This window comes from Methylobacterium longum, assembly GCF_022179385.1.
Taxonomy (GTDB): domain Bacteria; phylum Pseudomonadota; class Alphaproteobacteria; order Rhizobiales; family Beijerinckiaceae; genus Methylobacterium; species Methylobacterium longum.
In genome coordinates, this window is record NZ_BPQS01000021.1 from 39,952 (window position 1) to 56,917 (window position 16,966).

Here is a 16,966-nt window from a genome sequence, read left to right on the forward strand (position 1 = left end):
ACTTCGTTGCGCATCAGAGGAGACGCGGCATGACGAAGGGCTACTGGATCGCGCGGATCGATGTCCGCGACGCGGAGGCCTACAAGGACTACGTGGCGGCCAACGGCGTCGCCTTCGCGAAGTTCGGCGGCCGCTTCCTCGTGCGCGGCGGCGCCCACGAGGCGGTGATGGGGCAGGCCCGGTCGCGCAACGTGGTGATCGAGTTCCCGACCTACGCCGACGCCCTCGCCTGCTGGAACTCCGACCTCTACCAGGCCGCCAAGGCCAAGCAGCGCGGCGGCGTGGAGGCCGAGATCCTGGTGATCGAGGGCTATGACGGCCCGCAGCCCAGCGCCTCCGAGCCGGCGCCGGACGCGGGACCGGCCTCCGAGTAGCCCGCGGCGCCGCGGGCGCGGCCCGGCCTCCCGGGAGGGCTACGCCCGCCGCCCTGCCGGCGCGAGGCTCCGCAGCAGGAACGCCGTCATGACCTCCACGGACGGTGCCGGCTGAAGGGGCGAGGCACCCACCAGCAGCGGATGGGTGTAGCGGGCGATGGCGGTGTGGATGCAGGCCGCCGCCTGGGCGGGGTCGTCGGCCTCGAAGGCGCCGCGCGCCACCCCGTCGCGGATGATCCGTTCGAATCCGGCGGTGATCCGGGCGACATGGTGGCGGCAGACCTCCCAGCTCTCCGCCATCGCCGCCTCGATCATCTCGTGCAGGCGGGGAAAGGCTTCGCAGCGCCGGGTGCAGTCGCGGTGCAGGGTCTCGATCGCCGCCGCGAGGCGCGCGGTGGCGTCGAGGCCGGGGCGGTCGGCGATCTCCGAGATCACCGCCTCGCTCTCCCCGATCAGGCGCTCCAGCACCGCCTCGTTGATCGCCTTCTTCGAGTCGAAGAAGCGGTAGACGTTGGCGGGGCTCATCTTCAGCGTCCGGGCGATGTCGGCGACCGTCGTCTTCTGGTAGCCGATCTCGCGAAAATACGTGTCGGCCGCCGCGAGGATGCGGCTGCGGGTGTCGGGGGCGCACTCCTCCGTGGGCAGGGGGATCGTGTCGTCGAGGGACATGCGTCCTCCCTAGGGCATGCGGGCGCGGAGCGTCAAAGGCGCCAACCCCGGATCGGGTTCCGCCTGCGGCCGGTGCGCACGCCTGGAACCGGCCCCGGCGGCACCGATTGCCCCCGCATCCGGCCGCGACCGCGGTGCGCCTGAGAGGGACCAGCGATGAGCTTCACCGATACCCGTGCCCTCGTCACCGGGGCCGATTCCGGCATCGGGCAGGCGACCGCGGAGCTGCTGGCCCGCGCCGGCGCCGACGTGGCGATCACCTACCACACCGACGAGGCCGGCATCCGCGAGACCGCCGGCCGGGTCGAGGCCGCCGGGCGCCGGGCGCTGGTGCTCCAGCTCGACGTCGGCGACCCGGCCGCCGTCACGGCCGCTTTCGACCGGATCGGCAGCGAGTTCGGCACCCTCGACCTCCTGGTGGCCAATGCCGGCCAGGCCATGAGCGGCGTGCCGGTCGCCGAGATGGACGACGCGCTGCTGGAGCGGATCCTGCGGGTGAACCTCATGGGGCCGCTGTTCTGCGCGCGGCCGTTCATCAAGATGCGCAAGGCGCAGGGCGGGAACGGCAAGATCGTGTTCGTGTCGTCGGTGGCCCAGCACCTGCCGACGCCGGAGAGCGCGCCCTACGGCATGTCGAAGGCCGGCCTGGGCTCCCTGTGCCGCTCCCTGTCGCGGGAACTTGCCGAGGACCGGATCAACGTCAACAACGTGGCGCCGGGCCTGATCGAGACGCCGATGACGGCGGACCGCTTCGAGAAGCCGGAGGTGCTCGAGCAGTCGCTGGAGCGGATCCCGTGGCACCGGGCCGGGCGGCCGGAGGAGATCGCCCGGGCGATCCTCTACCTCGCCTCGGACGCGGCCGATTACGTCACCGGCCACACCCTGGTGGTCGATGGCGGGCTGACGATGCAGTGGGGCGGGGCCTGAACGACGAACGGCGCCGGACCCGCGTCCGGCGCCGCTCCGAGCCCGCGGAGAGGACGGCTCAGGAGCCGAACTGCGAGCCGAGCCGCTCGAGGTATTCGGCGAGGTCGACGCCGCCGATCCGCTTGCCGTAGTCGAAGCGCATGCCTTGGCGGATGTCGACGCTGGCGTCGCGCGTCGTCAGTGTGAAGGGACGGACACAGATCCAGGCTCCGTCACGACGGTGCTCGAAGTAGCCGAGGATCTCGTGCTTGGCCATGATCTATCCTCCGAAACCGTGTTTGGAGACATAACGGCCGCGCTCGCCGGCGGTTCACCCGGAGCGACTGTTTTTCGCACACGATCTGGTGGAGACCGGCGTGCCGGCGACCAGCCGAGAGACGAGACCGCGCGGCCTGTTCTGGCGTGAGCTTGACCATACGCCCGCGAAGCTTGGCGCTGGCCGGCCGAATGCTCCGCGCGTGGGTCCCGGTCCGCTCACTGCCAGCAATCGAGGATCTCGGCGGTGGTCATCGTCTGGACCTGATGCCCATAGCGCATCCGGTACATCAGCAGCAGCGCGTCGTGCGCCTCGTCGCAGGAACTGCAGAGGCCGTCGGTGGCCAGTACGATGCGGTAGCCGCGGTCCACGCCGCCGAGCACCGCGGCCAGGACGCAGACATCCGTCTCCGCGCCGGTGACGATGAGGGTGTCGACGCCCCGCGCCTGCAGGCGCGCGTCGAGGTCCGTGTTGAGCCAGGGCGAGTAGACGCCCTTGTCGATCACCTCCGCGGGCGGGGTCAGCCGCGCGAGGTCCGGGACGAGGTCGATCATCTCGGGGGCGAGGTGTTCCCGGGTCATCGACGCCCATCGCTTCGAGTAGGTCGCCCAGGTGCCGCGGCCCTCCCCAGGCCGTCCGGCGGGGATGTAGCGGGTGAAGATGGTCCGCGCCGGATGCGCCGCGGCGAGGCGGGACACGTGCGGCAGGACCCGCGTCATCCACGGGGTCTGCCAATCCGTGGGCTCGGCGAACATGCGCTGCATGTCCACGCACAGATGCACGCAACGCTCCCCCAGGGGCTGCGCGGAGGCCCCGCCCTCCGATCCGTGATTGGATCCGTGATTGCCCGTCAAGTGACCGCTATCCGTGCTCATAATCGCGAAATCGGGCCAGGATCGGGGTTGTTCCTGCGGTGAAGAGGTGCCGGCCCGCGGGGTCGCCAACCCCTCCGGTCCGCCGGGGTGCTCCCCGGCGGGGACAGGGTGTCGACGGGGCGACCAGTCCGGTCGCGGTGCCGCGCCGGAGGGACAAGAGGTCCCGCGCCGCCCGTCTTCGGCGGCGCGGCTCCTAGCGGTCCGCCTTCTCGCCGGCGGTGGTCAATTGCAGGTAGCGCTCCGTGGTCGGCCGGATCAGGTTGCGCACCGCCTCGGCCATGGTCTGCTCCTCCTTCAGCGATTGCTGGAAGGCCGTGCGGTGGCCCTGCTGGCCGGCCGCGTCGCCGATGGTGAGCAGCGACTCGTAGGCCGCGATCTCGAAATTCTCGAACGCATGGTTGGCGTAGGTGTTCTTCAGGATCTCGTCCTGGGCCGGCGCGTGGCCCAACGCCATCATGTTGCCGACGAAGCCCAGAAAGCCCTCCTTGAGGGCCGAGGGGCTGTCGCCCAGGCTCTGGAGCGCCTCCTCCAGGCGATGGCGCTGGCCGTGCGTCTCCTCGATGTGGCGGCGGAGCGCCTGCTCCATCTCGGGATAGCGCTCCAGGCGCTCGACCTGGCGCTCCATGATCTGCAACGCCTGCATCTCGAGGGCGTGGGTATTCTTCAGGGCCGTGACGTAGATCTCGCGTGCGTCCAAGGCCATGGGGTCACCTCATCTCGGTTGCGAGCCAGGTGGCTCGTTCAACCAGGGAACGCAGACGTCGCACGGCCAAGTTCCGGCAGGATGGTCGCAGGGGCGGGGCTGCCGGACGGTGACCGGGATGCGGCTGGAGTGCGGCTGGGGCGCGCCGGTCAGTGCAGGGAGCCGGTCCGCGCGGCCCGCTCGCGGTCCGCCAAGCGCCGGCCGATCTCGAGCAGCAGGGTCTCGGTCAGCGCCACCAGGGGCGCGTCACCGAACTGCGAGACCATGTTGTGCAGCGAGAGGCACAGGTCGGCGGTCCGGTTGAGGGCGTCGTCGATCGTGGCGCCGTCGCGGATCGCGAAGGCCGCACCGGCGGACTTGCTGTCCGTGATCTCGACGATCACCCCCCGGCCGGTGGTGGACCGGCCATCCTGGTCGAGGTAGAAGTGCCCGCGGGTGAACAGCCACCGCAGCTGGCCCTCCGGCGAGCACACGCGGTACTCGGCCGTGTAGGAGCCGCCGGTCTGAACGCAGTCCAGGATGACCTGCGAGATGTGCGCCTGATCGTCCGGGTGGATGGCCTTGAGGATCTCGGACAGGCTGACGCCCGCGCGCGACCGGGCGGGGCTGATGTTGAACAGCAGGGCGCTGACCGGATCCGCCCGCGCCTCGTCCCGGAGGATGTCCCACATCCAGAAGCCGACGCCGCCCGAGGCTTCCAGGGCCGCGACCAGGGCGGCCTCGGAGACGACGTCGTGCGCGTGATCCATCCGAGACGTCTCCCGATCCCGTCGCCCGCGATAGGCGGCGCTGCGCGAGGCCCGGGAGCCCGCCAAAACCCGATTTTCGCCGCTTCGATCCGAGATCGCGCGCGATCGAATCGTGTCTACACGCGTGTCTACAAGTATGCGCGTCCCGTGTCTGTATCCCGGATCGCAGGTCGGCCGTGCCGCCCGGGGCCCTCCGTCCGGCACGCGGCGTCAGGTCGGCCGCTTCGCCCGGAGAATTCCGGGCCGCGGCCACGGCGCGCGACGACCGCCCGCCGCATCCGGCAGGCGGGCTTCCTCCGGACGAACCGGGCGGACATGAATGTTCTCAGATTTGTGAGCGGCAAACGTCCTAACCTGAGTTATTCTCAGGGTGTCGGCACGATTGCTGACCATCCATGCCCTCTCGGACGTTCATTACCCCTCAGAGCTGACGAGAGGGCGTGGATGCCTCGGGCCCCGACGACGCTTCGGCTTGCGGCGCGACCGGCGACGTGTCGGTTGCCGCGCCGCATCGAGGCCGATGACGGCGGGTCTCCTCGCCGAAGGGCAGTAGCCCTCGACGCGCTTCGCATCCAAGATGCATCCGGTGGCCTTCACCCCGCGAGGCCATCGGCCGGATCCCCACCGAGCACCTGAAGGCGAAGGGCGACCTGAGATGACCGAGGAAGGCGATCCGTCCAACAAGATGTTCGAGGTCGCCGGACTGGCGGCGGCGATCGCTGACCGCATCCTCGAACAGCACGCGGCGGCCACGCCGATCCCGCCGGAGCAGTTCCGGATGCTGGTTCGGGCGGCGCGGATGCTGCTCGACAACGGCGTGCCGTGGCCGCCCTCGGTGGAGCACGTCGTGATGGAGGTGGCCAGGCGGGTGGAAGAGGCCAAGGCCGTCTCCGCGGGCGCCGCGGGTGCTTCTCAGGGCCACGATGTCGTGGTGAACCTGACGCAGGCCCTCGGCGCCATGAAGCGGTCCTGAGGGAGCGGTCCGATGGACGAACCGAAGGACGGACCGTCTGCCACGGACGCGGATGTCTCGGCGGCCCTGTCGGAAGTCCTGCGCCTCACGACGGCGCTCGCGGATCAGGTGCGCGCCGAGCTGATCGCCGGGCGGACCATCGGGAGGGACCAGAGCGACGCCCTGTCGACCGCCGTGAGCGGCCTCAGGCGGCAGGGCGTGATCCTGCCGCCCGCGCTGGAGCGGACGATCCACGACATCTCGCGGCGCGCCACGGCGGTGATCGCGCGGGCGGACCGGCCGACGGTCGGCGCCCTGTCCTGGACCTTCGGCAGGATGCGCGGTCGCCAGCGACTGATCCTGTCTGCCCGGAAGACGCGGGACGTCTAGGACGCAGGCGTTCCGGGGCGCAGGATGCCTGGGACGGAGGACGCGTTCGTCGCGGTCCGGCCGGATCCAGATCTCGGGGGCGATCCTGCGGCGGCCGACCCTGCGGCGTCTGCGCCCGCCTCAGCCGACCAGGGCGGCGGCAGGCGCCGGGCTCACCGGGGGGGCCGGCTGGGTCGGCTTCTCCGCCGCGTCGCGGCCGTTCGGGGGGCGGACGGTTTCCGGGGCGGGGGCAGCCGGAGGCGGCAGCGGGAGTGCACCCGTGTCGGACCGCGCCTGATGCGTGATCTGGGGAAGATTCGCCTGGTCCTTCCGGTCTTGCGGCAGCTTTGCGCGCAGGTGCTGCAGCATGTCCTTCGCGACCTGAAGCTTATATTGGTGATGCTCGGTTTCGGCCAGGCGTCGCTTCTCCGTCTCGACTTCCCGGCCCTGTGCCTCCTGCGCCTGATGCTGTAGTTCCAGTGACGCGAGGGCCAGGCTGGTCGACACGCGCGCGAGAAGGTCGCTCGTTTTCAGGGACGGACGCGATGCGAAGACATAGAAGGTATTCGCGATCAGGAACGCCAGCAGGATAAACAGCGCGATGTCGGAGGCGCGACCGGAGACGGTCCAGAACACCAGTACGGCCAGCGTCGCCAGGGCAGAAAAGCCCAGTAGTATGTAGCGAAGGATTGTCACGAGTAACCGTCAACTAGATTAAGGTATTGCAGTTAGAGCGTCAATTTGAGGCTATAATGTGAATAGATTGGCAATTGTAGGGCGGGGATTTTGCCGCGGCGCTCTACGGAACCCGTTCGCGATCCTCTTTGAAAGGTCGGGACGGCCGCGGGCCCCGGGGGTGCCGCAGCGGCGAACGGGGGCCGCCGCGCGGCTTCGGCCTAGGTCTTTCCCAGCAGCATGAGTCTCAGCTTGTTCACGACTCCGGACGGGAGTTCGCGGATCAGCGGCCTGAAGGCGATCTCCCTGTACGACGCCGCGGCCTCGTATTTCTCCGGGTGAACGATATCCAGGGGATAGGCGCCCAGCCGCCTGCGCGAGACGTAGTCCTCGAACGTTCCGACGCGTTCCGTGCTCTCGCCATCGACGTAGACGAGGATGTTCTGTTTGTACCAGAAATGTACGTCGTCTCGATGCCAGATCTGCGGCCTGATGACGTCGAAATACCGATATCCGCGCTGGGCAAACCTGTCCGCCCACCAGGATTGCCACCTCTCATTGATATGGCGAAACCCACCCTGGTACGGGATCGCGGCTCCGAAGAGTATGACGTCGCTGTGCCTGACGAGATTGTCGACCATGATATCGGCCGATTCCGGCGACACATGCTCGGCGACCTCGAGGCTGATCGCGATATCGAACCGCCGCGCCAGATCGATGCTCGTCTCGAGGTCGTAGGTCACGAAATCGTCGGCTGCGATCCGCAACGCCTCGACGTTCGTCCAGGGGCCGTCGACGCCTTTGACCTCCCGGAACCCCAGATCCGACGCCTTCTCCAGCCAGATGCCGTCGCCGCATCCAATATCGAGGATGGATTTCGGGTCAAAAATCTCCCGTATGACCGAGAGAGCGGCCGCTGCGGAAGCAACCGTCTTCGCACTGTGCCTCTGGTGCCAGCTAAAGTCGTACATGCGACTGTCCGTGGGGCAAAGTTCAGTCAGTTTCGAATCTTTAGAGTGGATTGCGCCAATAATCAATATAAATTTTATTCGCAATATATTTAGTACAAAGCCAAGGTTAAGACGATCAACGCGGCAGTCGGCGACCATGGCGTCTTTGGGTGCCGATTGAGCGGCAAATATTTTTCATCAAGACGGTATGACATCGAAGGCGATAATTTGCACTGTATATCATGCTGTTCGTCCGGGTGCCGCCGTCGCCGCGGGAAGATCATCTTGCGTGATCTTCGCCGATGCGTTGCCCGGCCTGGGACGCGACCCGGTTCCGTCGCCGCCCACAGGCCCGGCTGCGGCCCGCCCGCGCGGTCCGGATCCGGGGCGAGCCTCCGCGGCACGCCGGGACGCCGGGACGCCGGTGCGGGGTGGCCGCTGCTGCGGGCCGCGTCCGCCGGCCGGCGACAGGCGGCCGCGCGGTGAACGGGCCCGCCCGTCAGGCCGCGCGCAGGGCGGCGATCTCGGTGATCGTCCGGCCGGCCTGGGCCTGGAGCGCGTCGAGCAGCGGGGCGACGTCGTCGCCGGCCCGGCAGGCGGCCTCGACCGCCCGGCAGGTCTCGGCGAGGGCCACGAACCCGACCATGCCGGCCGCCGACACCATCGCGTGCGCGTCCAGCATCAGCCGCTCGCGGCCGGCCGCGGGACCGTCGGCCCCGAGATCCGCCCCGAACCGCTGGGCGAGTTCCTTCGCCAGCATTCCCAGGAGATCGCCCATCCGCGCGCGGCCGACCATGTCGGTCATCTCGTCCAGCACGGCGCGGTCGATGGACGCCGCCGGATCCTGCGCCGGCTCGCTCGGCGGCACACTGCGGCCCGCCCAGCGGTCGACCGCCGCGAGCAGTGCCCCCGTGCGGAACGGCTTGCCCACGTGGTCGTCGAGCCCGGCGGCGCGGAGATCCGCCACCTGCTGTGGCAGGACGTTCGCCGTCAGGGCCAGGACCGGCACGCGTCCGGCGGGGCCGCCGAGCGCGCGGATCCGCCGGGTGGCCGTGAGGCCGTCCATCACCGGCATCTGCACGTCCATCAGAACGAGGTCGTAGGCCTGGGCTTGCACCGCCGCCACGGCCGCGACGCCGTCGCCGACCACGTCCACCGCGTGCCCAGCCCCTTCCAGGATCGTCCGGGCGAGGTCCTGGTTCAGCGGCACGTCCTCCGCCAGGAGCAGGCGCCGGCCCGTGGCGCGGATGGCGGTCGCCGACGCCGGCTCGCACCGTCCCTCCGGGGTGGTGGCGGGGAGCGGCGCCGCGAACCAGAAGGTCGAGCCCTGCCCCGCGACGCTCGCGACCCCGATCGTCCCGCCCATGAGTTCGATCAGGGATTTCGAGATGGCAAGCCCCAGGCCGGTGCCGCCGTACTGACGGCTGACGGAGCCGTCGACCTGCGAGAAGCGCCGGAACAGCCGGTCGCACTTGTCGGCCGGGATGCCGATCCCGGTGTCGCGGATCGCGAAGCGCAGCGTCCCGGCGCCCCCCTCCTGCCCGGCCGGGCCGGCCTCGACCGACAGGTCGATGCGGCCCGCCGGGGTGAACTTCACGGCGTTGTTGAGGAGATTCAGGAGGATTTGCCGGAGCCGGTCCTCGTCGCCCCGGACCCAGGCGGGCAGGCCGGCCGCGCACGCGATGGCCAGCGCGAGTCCCTTGCGCTCGGCCGACGGGCGCACGATCGAGACGGCGTTGTCGATGAGCGCCGCGAGGGCGAAGGGCCGGGGCACGATCTCGATCTGCCCGGCCTCGACCTTCGAGAAGTCGAGGACGTCGTTGACCACCGTCAGGAGCGCGGCGCCGGCGCCGCGGATGCGGTCGGCGTGCCGGCGCGCCGCCGGGCCGAGATCCGGCTCGTCGAGCAGCAGGTCGGCGTAGCCGATCACGCCGTTGAGCGGCGTGCGGATCTCGTGGCTCATGGCGGCTAGGAACTCGCTCTTGGCCGCGCTCGCCCGCTCGGCCTCCAGGCGCGCGGCATCGGCCGCGGCCTTGGCGGCGATCAGCGCCGCCTCCGCGGCCTTGCGGGCGGTCACGTCGATGTTGAGGCCCAGCATCCGCCGCGTCCGGCCGTCCGGCCCGGGCACGCCGCGCCCGACCCCGTTGATCCAGCGCGTCCCGCCCTCCGGGGTCGGGACCCGGAACTCGATGGTGAAGGTTTCCCCGGTCTCGGCGGCCGCCGCGGCGGTCCGCAGGGCCCGCGCGCCGTCCTCGCGGTCGATCAGGGTGAGCCAGGTCCGCGTATCGATGCGGTACTCCCGGTCGGTCTCGATCCCGTGCAGGCGCGCGCTGCCCGGGGACCAGTCGATATGGCCGCTGTCGACGTCGAGGTGCCACGTGCCGGCGTCGGCGGCCTTCTGGGCGAGGAGCAGCAGGCTGCTCGCCTCCTCGACGGCGCGGCGCGCCGTCACGATCTCGTCGATGTCGAGGGCGGTGCCGAGCATGCCGATCAGGGTCTCGCCCTGCCGGATCGGCAGGAGCACGAGCTTGTGCCAGCGATAGGCCCCGTCGTGCCGCCGCAGCCGACCCTCGACCTCGCAGGCGTCGTGGCGCGTCCGCGCCTCGGACCACCAGCGCTCCATCCGCTCCGCGTCGTCGGGGTGGTTGCGGGCGATCCGGGCGGCGCGCGAGGGCCCGATCGGGCCGTAGTAATCCGCGAAGCGGCGGTTGACGTAGGTGGCGTCGCCGGTCTCCAGGCCGGCGATCCACACGAGCTGGGGCAGCGCGTCCGCGAGGGCCCGGTAGCGCGCCTCGCTCAGGCGCAGCGCCGCCTCCGCGGCCTTGCGGCCGCTCACGTCGCGCAGGCTGGCCACGTAGCCGTCCGGCGCGCCGGTCGCCGGGTCTTGCGTCAGGCTGAAGGAGATCTCCAGCCAGACCCAGTGACCGTCCCGGTGGCGGTAGCGCTGGCAGGTCAGGGCCTGCGCGGTGCGGCCGCTGGTGAGGCCGTCGAGGACCGCGCGGTAGGACGCCACGTCCTCGGGGTGGACGAAGTCGAGGGGCTGCGTGCCGATCAGCGCCTCGGGCGCGTAGCCGAGGACCGCGCGCACGGCCGGCGAGACGTAGCGGCGGCAGGTTGTCAGGTCGGACCAGATGATGATGTCGGTGGTGTTCTCGGCCAGCAGCCGGTAGTGGCGCTCGCTCTCCTCCAGAGCCCGCTCGGCGATCCGGATCTGGGTGACGTCGCCGAAGGTGAGGACCGCGCCGCCATCGGCCAGGCCCGAGCGCCGGACCTCCAGGATGATCCCGCCGGGCAGGCGCCAGTCGAAGGCCGGCGGAAGCGCCCGCAGGTCGCGGCCGGCCGAGCCCAGCGGCAGGCCGGAATCCGCCGCGAAGTCGCCCCGGGCGCGCTGGTAGGCGTGGATGTCGGGGAAAGCCACGCCCGCGCGCAGGACATCCTCCGGCAGGTCCAGCAGCGCCGCGGCGCTCCGGTTGAACACCCGGACCCGCTGGGCGGCGTCGAGGATCACGAGGCCATGGTCCATGCTGTCCAGAGTGCCGCGCAGGAGCGTGTCGGTGGCGTGCGCGCGCTGCTCGGACTGCACGAGGTCGGTCACGTCGAGCAGGAGCCCGTGCAGCGCCACCACCGTACCGTCGGGCCCGAGTTCGGGCAGCCCCTGGATGATCGCGTCGCAGCCGGTGCCGTCCGGGCGCAGGATGCGGGCCCGCGCCTGGTACGGGTGCGGGGGCGAGCGACCGGACAGGAGGTTCTCGACCCGTGCGACAACGGCGGCGCGGTCGTCCGGGTGGTAGCAGTCGAAATGCGCGTCCACGGAGAGGCTGCGCTCCGCGGGCGGGTCCCCTAGGACGCGCGACAGGCTCGCCGAGCGGGTCACGCGCCGGGTGCACGCATCGAGGCGCCACTGACCGAACCCGAAGACCCCGTCCCACGGCCCCTGGTCGCTTCCCGCGCAGTCCGGAGAAGGCACGTCTGGGGGCATCGGCGCGTCCGGATCCATTCGACCGGCGCGAACCGCGCCCGGGGCACCCGCGGCCCCATCCGGATGACTCTGCGGGCCGATGGTTGCGGATCCCTTGCCGGGATCGTGCGGCCTCCGCGCGAACCGCTTCGGAGCACCCGGTCCTGCCGCCGCCGCGCGGTGCGCCGCCCACCGCTGCGGCCCGCCGCCGCGCGGGCCGCGCCGGCCGTGACAGGCCGCCCCCGCCAGGAGGGCCGGGCCGGTCGTGGCCGTGACATCTGTCATCCGGCCGGTTCCCCGGCGCGGGCCGGTCGGTCACCGGCCGCCGGAAGGCGAGCCCGGTCGTCGATGTTGAGCGCCCCGGCCCCCGGACGCCGGATCGCGGGCGGCCTGCACCGCGTCGCCGAGACCGCCCGCCTGGAGGCGGCCGGGACCCCGCGGTTCGGCCCGGTCCGGTCCGGTCCCGTCGCCAGCGATCAGGACGGTCCGGTCGACGGTCGCGCGGGCGGTGGCGCCCGCCGCCCTGTCCTCGCTCGGGACGCGACTGCCGGGCCTGCGCTCCCGGGCCCGGTCGGCCTCCGGTTCGGCGGCCGCGGCGCGCCGCACAGGAACCCGGTTCAGCCCCTCGTCGGCCCCCTCGTCGGCTCTTTCACCCGCTCTCGCATCGGCGCCACTGCCGCTCTTCGAGGGGTAGCCCGACGCGCTTCTGAGCGTCTCACCGACTCCGCACAGCCACCGGTCGGACAGTCGCCGCCTTCCTCGACAGCGAGGCCTCGCACGGCCCGGGCGTGCCTTCGAAGCGCCCCCGATGGACCAGTGCCGTACAGATCATCTCAGGAGGCGCGCTCATGCGCGATGTCTCGACCTGCGACGTTGCGGCGAACCTGTGCGGCCCGCCACGTACGGGCAGGACAGAGCGTGTTTCGCGCGCGTCACGGTTCGTCATCCCTGCCAGGGCGCGGCGGGGCTTCGTCCCGACCCGCACGCGCAGCCAGCGCGATGTTCCTCGCCCGGCGCTGGGCGGTTGCAGGCTACGGCGACGCTCAGATCCGCGATCCCGCCAGCCACCAGTTGGGCGCGGAGCGGCACAGGGTCTCGGGCCTGAGCAGCGGCCCGTTCTCTCGCGCGAGCAGGATGCGGCAGCGCGGACTCGGAGCGAGTTGTCGTCCCGAAGGCGTGCGGCCCCTGCAGGGGCGGCATCCGGCTCGACCGGGGTGGTCCGGCCGGTCAGGCGATCGCGGCCTGATGGCGAGGCTTGCGCACCCAGAGGTGCCGAAGCCTGAGGGCCGGCTTCTCGATGTAGTCCCACGAGAGTGAAGCGAAGGACCCGGTCAGGACCAGAACCAACGGGAAGATCACCGCGAAGGACACTCCCTTCGGGAGGTCGCCCAACTGGGGGAGCAGGAGGGCGACGACGGCCTGCGTCAGCGGGAAACCGTACAGGTAAATGCCATAGGATAGGTCCTTCTTCACCCAGCGGTCGAACCAAGCGAAGCTCTGCATGCCGATATACACCATGCAGTAGGTCAGCAGGATCCCGCTCACGGCACCGAGCAGATCGGCCAGCATCAGGACATAATATCCGGCCCCGCACGCCAGGAAGAGCGGGACGCTGACGGGTACGCGCCGGGCGTTCAGGTACATCGCCACGCCGAAGAAGAACATCAGCACGATGTACCACGTGGTGAAGTGGGTGTTGTCGTGCCGCACCGTGAAGCGCACCGGATCGTACAGGCCGAGGCCCAGCGCGACCACGGCGAGGCCGGCGACCGCCAGGGTGAACCGGACCGGCGTCGCGAGGACGCCGCCGACCATCAGGGCGAGCATGATCAGGTAGCACCAGAACTCGGGCGGCAGCGTCCAGAGATTGACGTTGACGACGGAGGGCCATGGATTGTGCTGGAAGACGCCCGGCAACTCGAGGGCGACGTGCCCGACGATGTTTCCGAAGTACTGCAGCAGCATCGGATCCGAGAAGTACTGCCTCAGCGGCAGCGTCGTGAAGAACGGGCCCAGCACGAGGGCCGAGAGCGTCACCTCGACGGTGAGGGCGGGCACGATGCGGAAGCACCGGTTGGCCAGGAACGGTCCGACCTTGCCGCTCCTCAGCGCGCTCCCGGCGATCAGGAAGCCACTGAGGGCGAAGAACATGCCCACCAGGGCGAACACGCCCGGCTGGAGGAACCCGCCCAGCACCTTGGAGTGGCCGATCGCCGTCGCGGCGCCCGCCGCGGTTCCCTCGAGAGCGACCTGAGCCGGACTGGTCCCGCCGAGGACCGCGACGCGGCAATGGTGCGCGAGAATGACGACGGACAGGGCGTGCCGGAGGAGGTGAAATCCCGGCCCGATGCCGCCATGCTCCGCGAGACGCTCCGCCAAGCTGCGCGTGTGCGCTCCCCGTGCTCGGCCACCGAATGCCGACAGGACCCGTTGGACGCGGCCGGCGGACGATCCGGGTGATGGCATGGCAGGTCGCTCATGGTTTGAAGCCGCAGCGCTTCACCGCCGTGCAGGCCAATCAAGCCATCTCACACTAATAATTGCGCTCTATATCAGCAATGAAAGGAGGCTATTAAGGTTGACGCCGACGCAGATCACAGCATTCACGACCGAAGCTCGACGTATCCGGTCGGTCGTCTCGGCCTCAGGTGCCGAACGTGATCCACAGTCGCGCTCGCTGAAGTTCAGGTTCGCGGCGGCAAGGGGGGACCCGGACGATGCCGGTGTCGAGGCAGGTGTCGGAGGCCCGGATCACGGGTTCGCGTCGATCGCGGGAGTAAGCGGCTGTGACTTGGCGAGGTCGACAACGACCGCGACGCTGTTCCGGGGCCGCGCGTCAATCGACTGGGCCTGGCTGATGCAGGCGGGCGCCCGGACCGTCCGGGCGCCCGTGTCTCGGCTCAGCAGCTCAGGCGGCGGCCTTCGCGGCGCCCGAAGACCCGGTAATGGGCGGCGCCGGACTCCATCTGCCCGGCTGCTACGGCGCGGCGGACGTCCGGATTGCAGCGCAGGTATTCGCGCTCATCGAAGCCGTAGTTGGCACGACCGCGATAATCGTCCCGATCCCGATAGCCGCGGCCGCGGTCGTCGTAATCGCCGCGATCCCGGTATCCCCGGTCGCGATAACCGTAATCCTCATAGTCCGGTCCGCGCGGCTGCGCCAAGACCGGGCTGAGCGCGCCCAGAATGCCGAGAGTCACGGCGGCGGCCGCCAGAAACGCCTTCATCGTACTGCCCTCCTTGAAGCACCCCGCGGAACTCCCCCAGATCGGGCCGCCCCGGTCCACACGTGGCTGCAACCGAGGCGTCCGCGCGGTGCCTGATTGGTGGCTTGAAACGCTCTGCGCGCCGGATGGTTCGATCGCGCACCAAGGCCTGGCGACCGCTCCGCCGGGGCTGGAAGCCGGCCGCAGAAAGACCGGACTCCGGGCCGGGACCGACGGCACGGCATGCGGTGCATCATCCAGCGCTGCATCCCGCGACGCATCATGCGCCGCGCTCTGCGGTAGCGCAGGGCGTGGCGCTCGATCCGGTCCGGCGCGGCGGCGCCGGGACCGAGCGGGACGGCGACGACCGAATTGCGCACCCGTCTCGCTACGCCGCGATGGCGGCCCGTCACCGAACGGTGTCGCCCGCCGGTGATGCAGGAATGCAACATCGGTGGGTGAAATGGGCGAATCCCGGGGGCCGGCGGGGGACAAGCGGGAACGTGAATCGCCGGCTTTTCAGCGTCACGCCCGCGCTCCGTCGCGTTTGACTGCTATCCAATCCGCCTGTTTTGCTCACGCCGCCGTCCCGAAGTAATAGATCCAGAAATTTCAGTTCAATACGGCCCCGCAGCGAGACTTCCGAATCATTTTTCTCGAGGTTACAGGTAGACCCACCGCGCGCTGACCGGTGAAAGATTGTTGTGATTGAAACTTTAATACAATCTTAACATCGCGGCCGCCGGGAGATGGTCGGTCTCAGGCTTCGGTGGCGCGCAGCTGGGGGGTATTCGTGCGTCGAACCATAGGATCCGGTCTTCTCTGCAGTCTGCTGTCGCACACCGCGCTCGCCGCGGATCTGCCGCGGGCATCCCGGCCGGCGCCGCCGCGGACCACCAGATCACCCGCCTGTGGGGCTACGATCGCTGGGAGGGCCGCTTCCCGGCCCAGGGCGGCGGCTTCTACCCCGCCAGCGTCGCCCATTCCGGGCAGCGGCTGGACAATCTCACAACGATCCGCGGCAGGCTCGGCTTCGCCGTCGACCGGACCCTCGTCCACGCCACCGGCGGCCTCGCCCTCGGACAGATCCGGACCGACAACAACCTGACCTTCGACAGGACGTTCAGGCCCACCGAGCTCTTCGACGGCCGGTCCGGCGATCTGCGTCTCGGCTACGCGGTCGGCGCCGGGATCGAGCAGGCGCTCACCCCGCATCTCTCGGTCAAGGCCGAGGGCCTGTATTACGATTTCGGCAGCCGCGCGGTCCTCACGACCCCCGGCTATCGCGCCTGGACGGGCTACGCCGCCGGGACCCGCACCGCGACGGACGGCGTCCTGACCCGGGTCGGCCTCAATTACCGGTTCGGAGACGGGCTGTCGGACCTGCCGCCGATCGGGTCGGCCGGGCCGGCCAGCTGGGCCTTCGCGGGCGGCCTGCGCTACTTCTACAGCTCGGGCGGTCCGCGCTACACCCTCGGCAGCAACCGCATCCCCGGGCAGGTGAATTCCCGCCTGATCTACGCGGGTACGGACGCCCAGTCCGGCGAGAGCTTCGCGCGGCTGGAGCACATGCCGACGGGCCTGTTCGCCAAGGGCTTCCTCGGCGCCGGCGGGGTCTCGTCCGGCCGCCTCTCCGACGAGGATTTCCCCCCCGCCCTCAACCCGTACTCGAAGACGCTCTCGCCGATCAGGGGCGGCGACATCAGCTACGGTGTCGTCGACCTCGGCTATACCGTCCTGCGTCGGGACGGCTTCAGCCTCGGCGGCTTCGCCGGGTACCAGCACGAGGCCGAGCTGCTCAACGGCGATGGCTGCCGGCAGGTCGCCAGAAGCGGCATCTGCGCGGGTCGGCAGGCCGTGACGGATCAGGTCAGGGTCCTGAGCGAGAACCAGCGCTGGAACGCCCTGCGGATCGGCGTGATCGGCGAGGCCCGGTTCGACTGGGTCACGCTGAGCCTCGAAGGCGCCTACCTGCCCGTGGTGACGATGGACGGGGTCGACCGTCACTGGCTGCGTCAGGATATCAACCCGCTGCCGCAGCACGGCAGTGGCGACGGCTACTTCGCCGAGGGCATTGCCGCGTACGATCTCACCCCCGAGGTGAGCGTCGGCGTCGGTGGCCGCTACTGGCGAATGCAGACGGATTCGGGCCGGACGACGTTCCCCCTCGCGACGCGCAGCCCGACCAAGTTCGAGACCGACCGCTACGGCGGCTTCGTGCAGCTCTCCTACAGGCTGTCCGATTTCGGCCTCGCCGAAGCGACCGCCCCGGCGGCCCCGATCCGCAAGGAGTGAGGCCGCGC

17 protein-coding genes are annotated in these 16,966 nt (G+C 70.2%); 5 read left to right on the forward strand and 12 right to left on the reverse strand.

The window, feature by feature from the left end; translation table 11 throughout:
- Positions 1–29 precede the first annotated feature (29 nt).
- Positions 30–374, forward strand: a complete 345-nt coding sequence (locus tag MFF58_RS18230; protein ID WP_238290226.1) for a DUF1330 domain-containing protein — start codon at positions 30–32, stop codon at positions 372–374.
- A 39-nt stretch (positions 375–413) separates the two neighbouring features.
- On the opposite strand, the gene MFF58_RS18235 is transcribed toward MFF58_RS18230, so the two are convergent.
- On the reverse strand, positions 414–1,043 hold the full coding sequence (locus MFF58_RS18235; RefSeq protein ID WP_238290227.1) for a TetR/AcrR family transcriptional regulator: 630 nt from the start codon (positions 1,041–1,043) through the stop codon (positions 414–416).
- Positions 1,044–1,199: 156 nt separating this feature from the next.
- Between MFF58_RS18235 and MFF58_RS18240 the strand changes: the two genes are divergently transcribed.
- Entirely contained in the window at positions 1,200–1,970 is a 771-nt protein-coding gene (locus MFF58_RS18240; protein WP_238290228.1) for an SDR family NAD(P)-dependent oxidoreductase, read from the forward strand.
- Between the two features lie 58 nt (positions 1,971–2,028).
- On the opposite strand, the gene MFF58_RS18245 is transcribed toward MFF58_RS18240, so the two are convergent.
- The 4 genes from MFF58_RS18245 to MFF58_RS18260 all read right to left on the reverse strand — a co-directional run bounded on the left by MFF58_RS18245 (position 2,029) and on the right by MFF58_RS18260 (position 4,553).
- A complete protein-coding gene (locus tag MFF58_RS18245; RefSeq protein ID WP_238290229.1) occupies positions 2,029–2,226 on the reverse strand; it encodes a hypothetical protein in 198 nt (65 codons plus the stop codon).
- A 218-nt stretch (positions 2,227–2,444) separates the two neighbouring features.
- Positions 2,445–3,008 carry a cysteine hydrolase family protein gene (locus MFF58_RS18250; RefSeq protein ID WP_283206450.1) on the reverse strand — a complete coding sequence of 188 codons (564 nt, stop codon included), beginning with the start codon at positions 3,006–3,008 and terminating at the stop codon, positions 2,445–2,447.
- A gap of 286 nt (positions 3,009–3,294) precedes the next feature.
- Positions 3,295–3,804, reverse strand: a complete 510-nt coding sequence (locus MFF58_RS18255) for a ferritin-like domain-containing protein (protein WP_238290230.1) — start codon at positions 3,802–3,804, stop codon at positions 3,295–3,297.
- Between the two features lie 149 nt (positions 3,805–3,953).
- A complete protein-coding gene (locus MFF58_RS18260) occupies positions 3,954–4,553 on the reverse strand; it encodes a PAS domain-containing protein (protein WP_238290231.1) in 600 nt (199 codons plus the stop codon).
- Between the two features lie 655 nt (positions 4,554–5,208).
- On the opposite strand from MFF58_RS18260, the gene MFF58_RS18265 reads away from it, so the two are divergent.
- Both MFF58_RS18265 and MFF58_RS18270 read left to right on the forward strand, forming a co-directional pair.
- The gene (locus MFF58_RS18265; RefSeq protein ID WP_238290232.1) at positions 5,209–5,526 is read left to right on the forward strand and encodes a hypothetical protein; all 318 of its coding nucleotides are present in this window, start codon (positions 5,209–5,211) and stop codon (positions 5,524–5,526) included.
- 12 nt (positions 5,527–5,538) lie between these two features.
- A complete protein-coding gene (locus tag MFF58_RS18270) occupies positions 5,539–5,895 on the forward strand; it encodes a hypothetical protein (RefSeq protein ID WP_238290233.1) in 357 nt (118 codons plus the stop codon).
- A gap of 120 nt (positions 5,896–6,015) precedes the next feature.
- Here MFF58_RS18270 and MFF58_RS18275 read toward each other — a convergent pair whose 3' ends face one another.
- From MFF58_RS18275 to MFF58_RS32475, 7 genes are all read right to left on the reverse strand, one after another.
- On the reverse strand, positions 6,016–6,570 hold the full coding sequence (locus MFF58_RS18275; protein ID WP_238290234.1) for a hypothetical protein: 555 nt from the start codon (positions 6,568–6,570) through the stop codon (positions 6,016–6,018).
- A gap of 200 nt (positions 6,571–6,770) precedes the next feature.
- Positions 6,771–7,520 carry a methyltransferase domain-containing protein gene (locus MFF58_RS18280; protein WP_238290235.1) on the reverse strand — a complete coding sequence of 250 codons (750 nt, stop codon included), beginning with the start codon at positions 7,518–7,520 and terminating at the stop codon, positions 6,771–6,773.
- A gap of 478 nt (positions 7,521–7,998) precedes the next feature.
- Positions 7,999–11,478 carry a PAS domain S-box protein gene (locus tag MFF58_RS18285; RefSeq protein ID WP_238290236.1) on the reverse strand — a complete coding sequence of 1,160 codons (3,480 nt, stop codon included), beginning with the start codon at positions 11,476–11,478 and terminating at the stop codon, positions 7,999–8,001.
- A gap of 294 nt (positions 11,479–11,772) precedes the next feature.
- Positions 11,773–12,063, reverse strand: coding sequence for a hypothetical protein (locus tag MFF58_RS18290; RefSeq protein ID WP_238290237.1), 291 nt, complete (start codon positions 12,061–12,063; stop codon positions 11,773–11,775).
- Positions 12,064–12,684: 621 nt separating this feature from the next.
- Positions 12,685–13,836, reverse strand: coding sequence for an acyltransferase family protein (locus MFF58_RS18295; RefSeq protein WP_238290238.1), 1,152 nt, complete (start codon positions 13,834–13,836; stop codon positions 12,685–12,687).
- 521 nt (positions 13,837–14,357) lie between these two features.
- Positions 14,358–14,684, reverse strand: a complete 327-nt coding sequence (locus MFF58_RS18300; RefSeq protein WP_238290239.1) for a hypothetical protein — start codon at positions 14,682–14,684, stop codon at positions 14,358–14,360.
- A gap of 738 nt (positions 14,685–15,422) precedes the next feature.
- Positions 15,423–15,878, reverse strand: coding sequence for a hypothetical protein (locus MFF58_RS32475; protein WP_308445455.1), 456 nt, complete (start codon positions 15,876–15,878; stop codon positions 15,423–15,425).
- A 285-nt stretch (positions 15,879–16,163) separates the two neighbouring features.
- On the opposite strand from MFF58_RS32475, the gene MFF58_RS18310 reads away from it, so the two are divergent.
- The gene (locus tag MFF58_RS18310; protein WP_238290240.1) at positions 16,164–16,958 is read left to right on the forward strand and encodes an omptin family outer membrane protease; all 795 of its coding nucleotides are present in this window, start codon (positions 16,164–16,166) and stop codon (positions 16,956–16,958) included.
- Positions 16,959–16,966 lie beyond the last annotated feature (8 nt).

What these genes read in the sequence shown, in the direction of transcription:
- MFF58_RS18240 (WP_238290228.1), top strand. Translation starts at nt 1,200, where the DNA reads ATGAGCTTCACCGATACCCGTGCCCTCGTCACCGGGGCCGATTCCGGC.
- MFF58_RS18260 (WP_238290231.1), bottom strand. Translation starts at nt 4,553, where the DNA reads ATGGATCACGCGCACGACGTCGTCTCCGAGGCCGCCCTGGTCGCGGCC.
- MFF58_RS18245 (WP_238290229.1), bottom strand. Translation starts at nt 2,226, where the DNA reads ATGGCCAAGCACGAGATCCTCGGCTACTTCGAGCACCGTCGTGACGGA.
- MFF58_RS32475 (WP_308445455.1), bottom strand. Translation starts at nt 15,878, where the DNA reads ATGCGGGGTGAGCGCCTGCTCGATCCCGGCGCCGACCGCGTAGCCGAG.
- MFF58_RS18270 (WP_238290233.1), top strand. Translation starts at nt 5,539, where the DNA reads ATGGACGAACCGAAGGACGGACCGTCTGCCACGGACGCGGATGTCTCG.
- MFF58_RS18230 (WP_238290226.1), top strand. Translation starts at nt 30, where the DNA reads ATGACGAAGGGCTACTGGATCGCGCGGATCGATGTCCGCGACGCGGAG.
- MFF58_RS18265 (WP_238290232.1), top strand. Translation starts at nt 5,209, where the DNA reads ATGACCGAGGAAGGCGATCCGTCCAACAAGATGTTCGAGGTCGCCGGA.
- MFF58_RS18285 (WP_238290236.1), bottom strand. Translation starts at nt 11,478, where the DNA reads ATGCCCCCAGACGTGCCTTCTCCGGACTGCGCGGGAAGCGACCAGGGG.
- MFF58_RS18280 (WP_238290235.1), bottom strand. Translation starts at nt 7,520, where the DNA reads ATGTACGACTTTAGCTGGCACCAGAGGCACAGTGCGAAGACGGTTGCT.
- MFF58_RS18255 (WP_238290230.1), bottom strand. Translation starts at nt 3,804, where the DNA reads ATGGCCTTGGACGCACGCGAGATCTACGTCACGGCCCTGAAGAATACC.
- MFF58_RS18235 (WP_238290227.1), bottom strand. Translation starts at nt 1,043, where the DNA reads ATGTCCCTCGACGACACGATCCCCCTGCCCACGGAGGAGTGCGCCCCC.
- MFF58_RS18300 (WP_238290239.1), bottom strand. Translation starts at nt 14,684, where the DNA reads ATGAAGGCGTTTCTGGCGGCCGCCGCCGTGACTCTCGGCATTCTGGGC.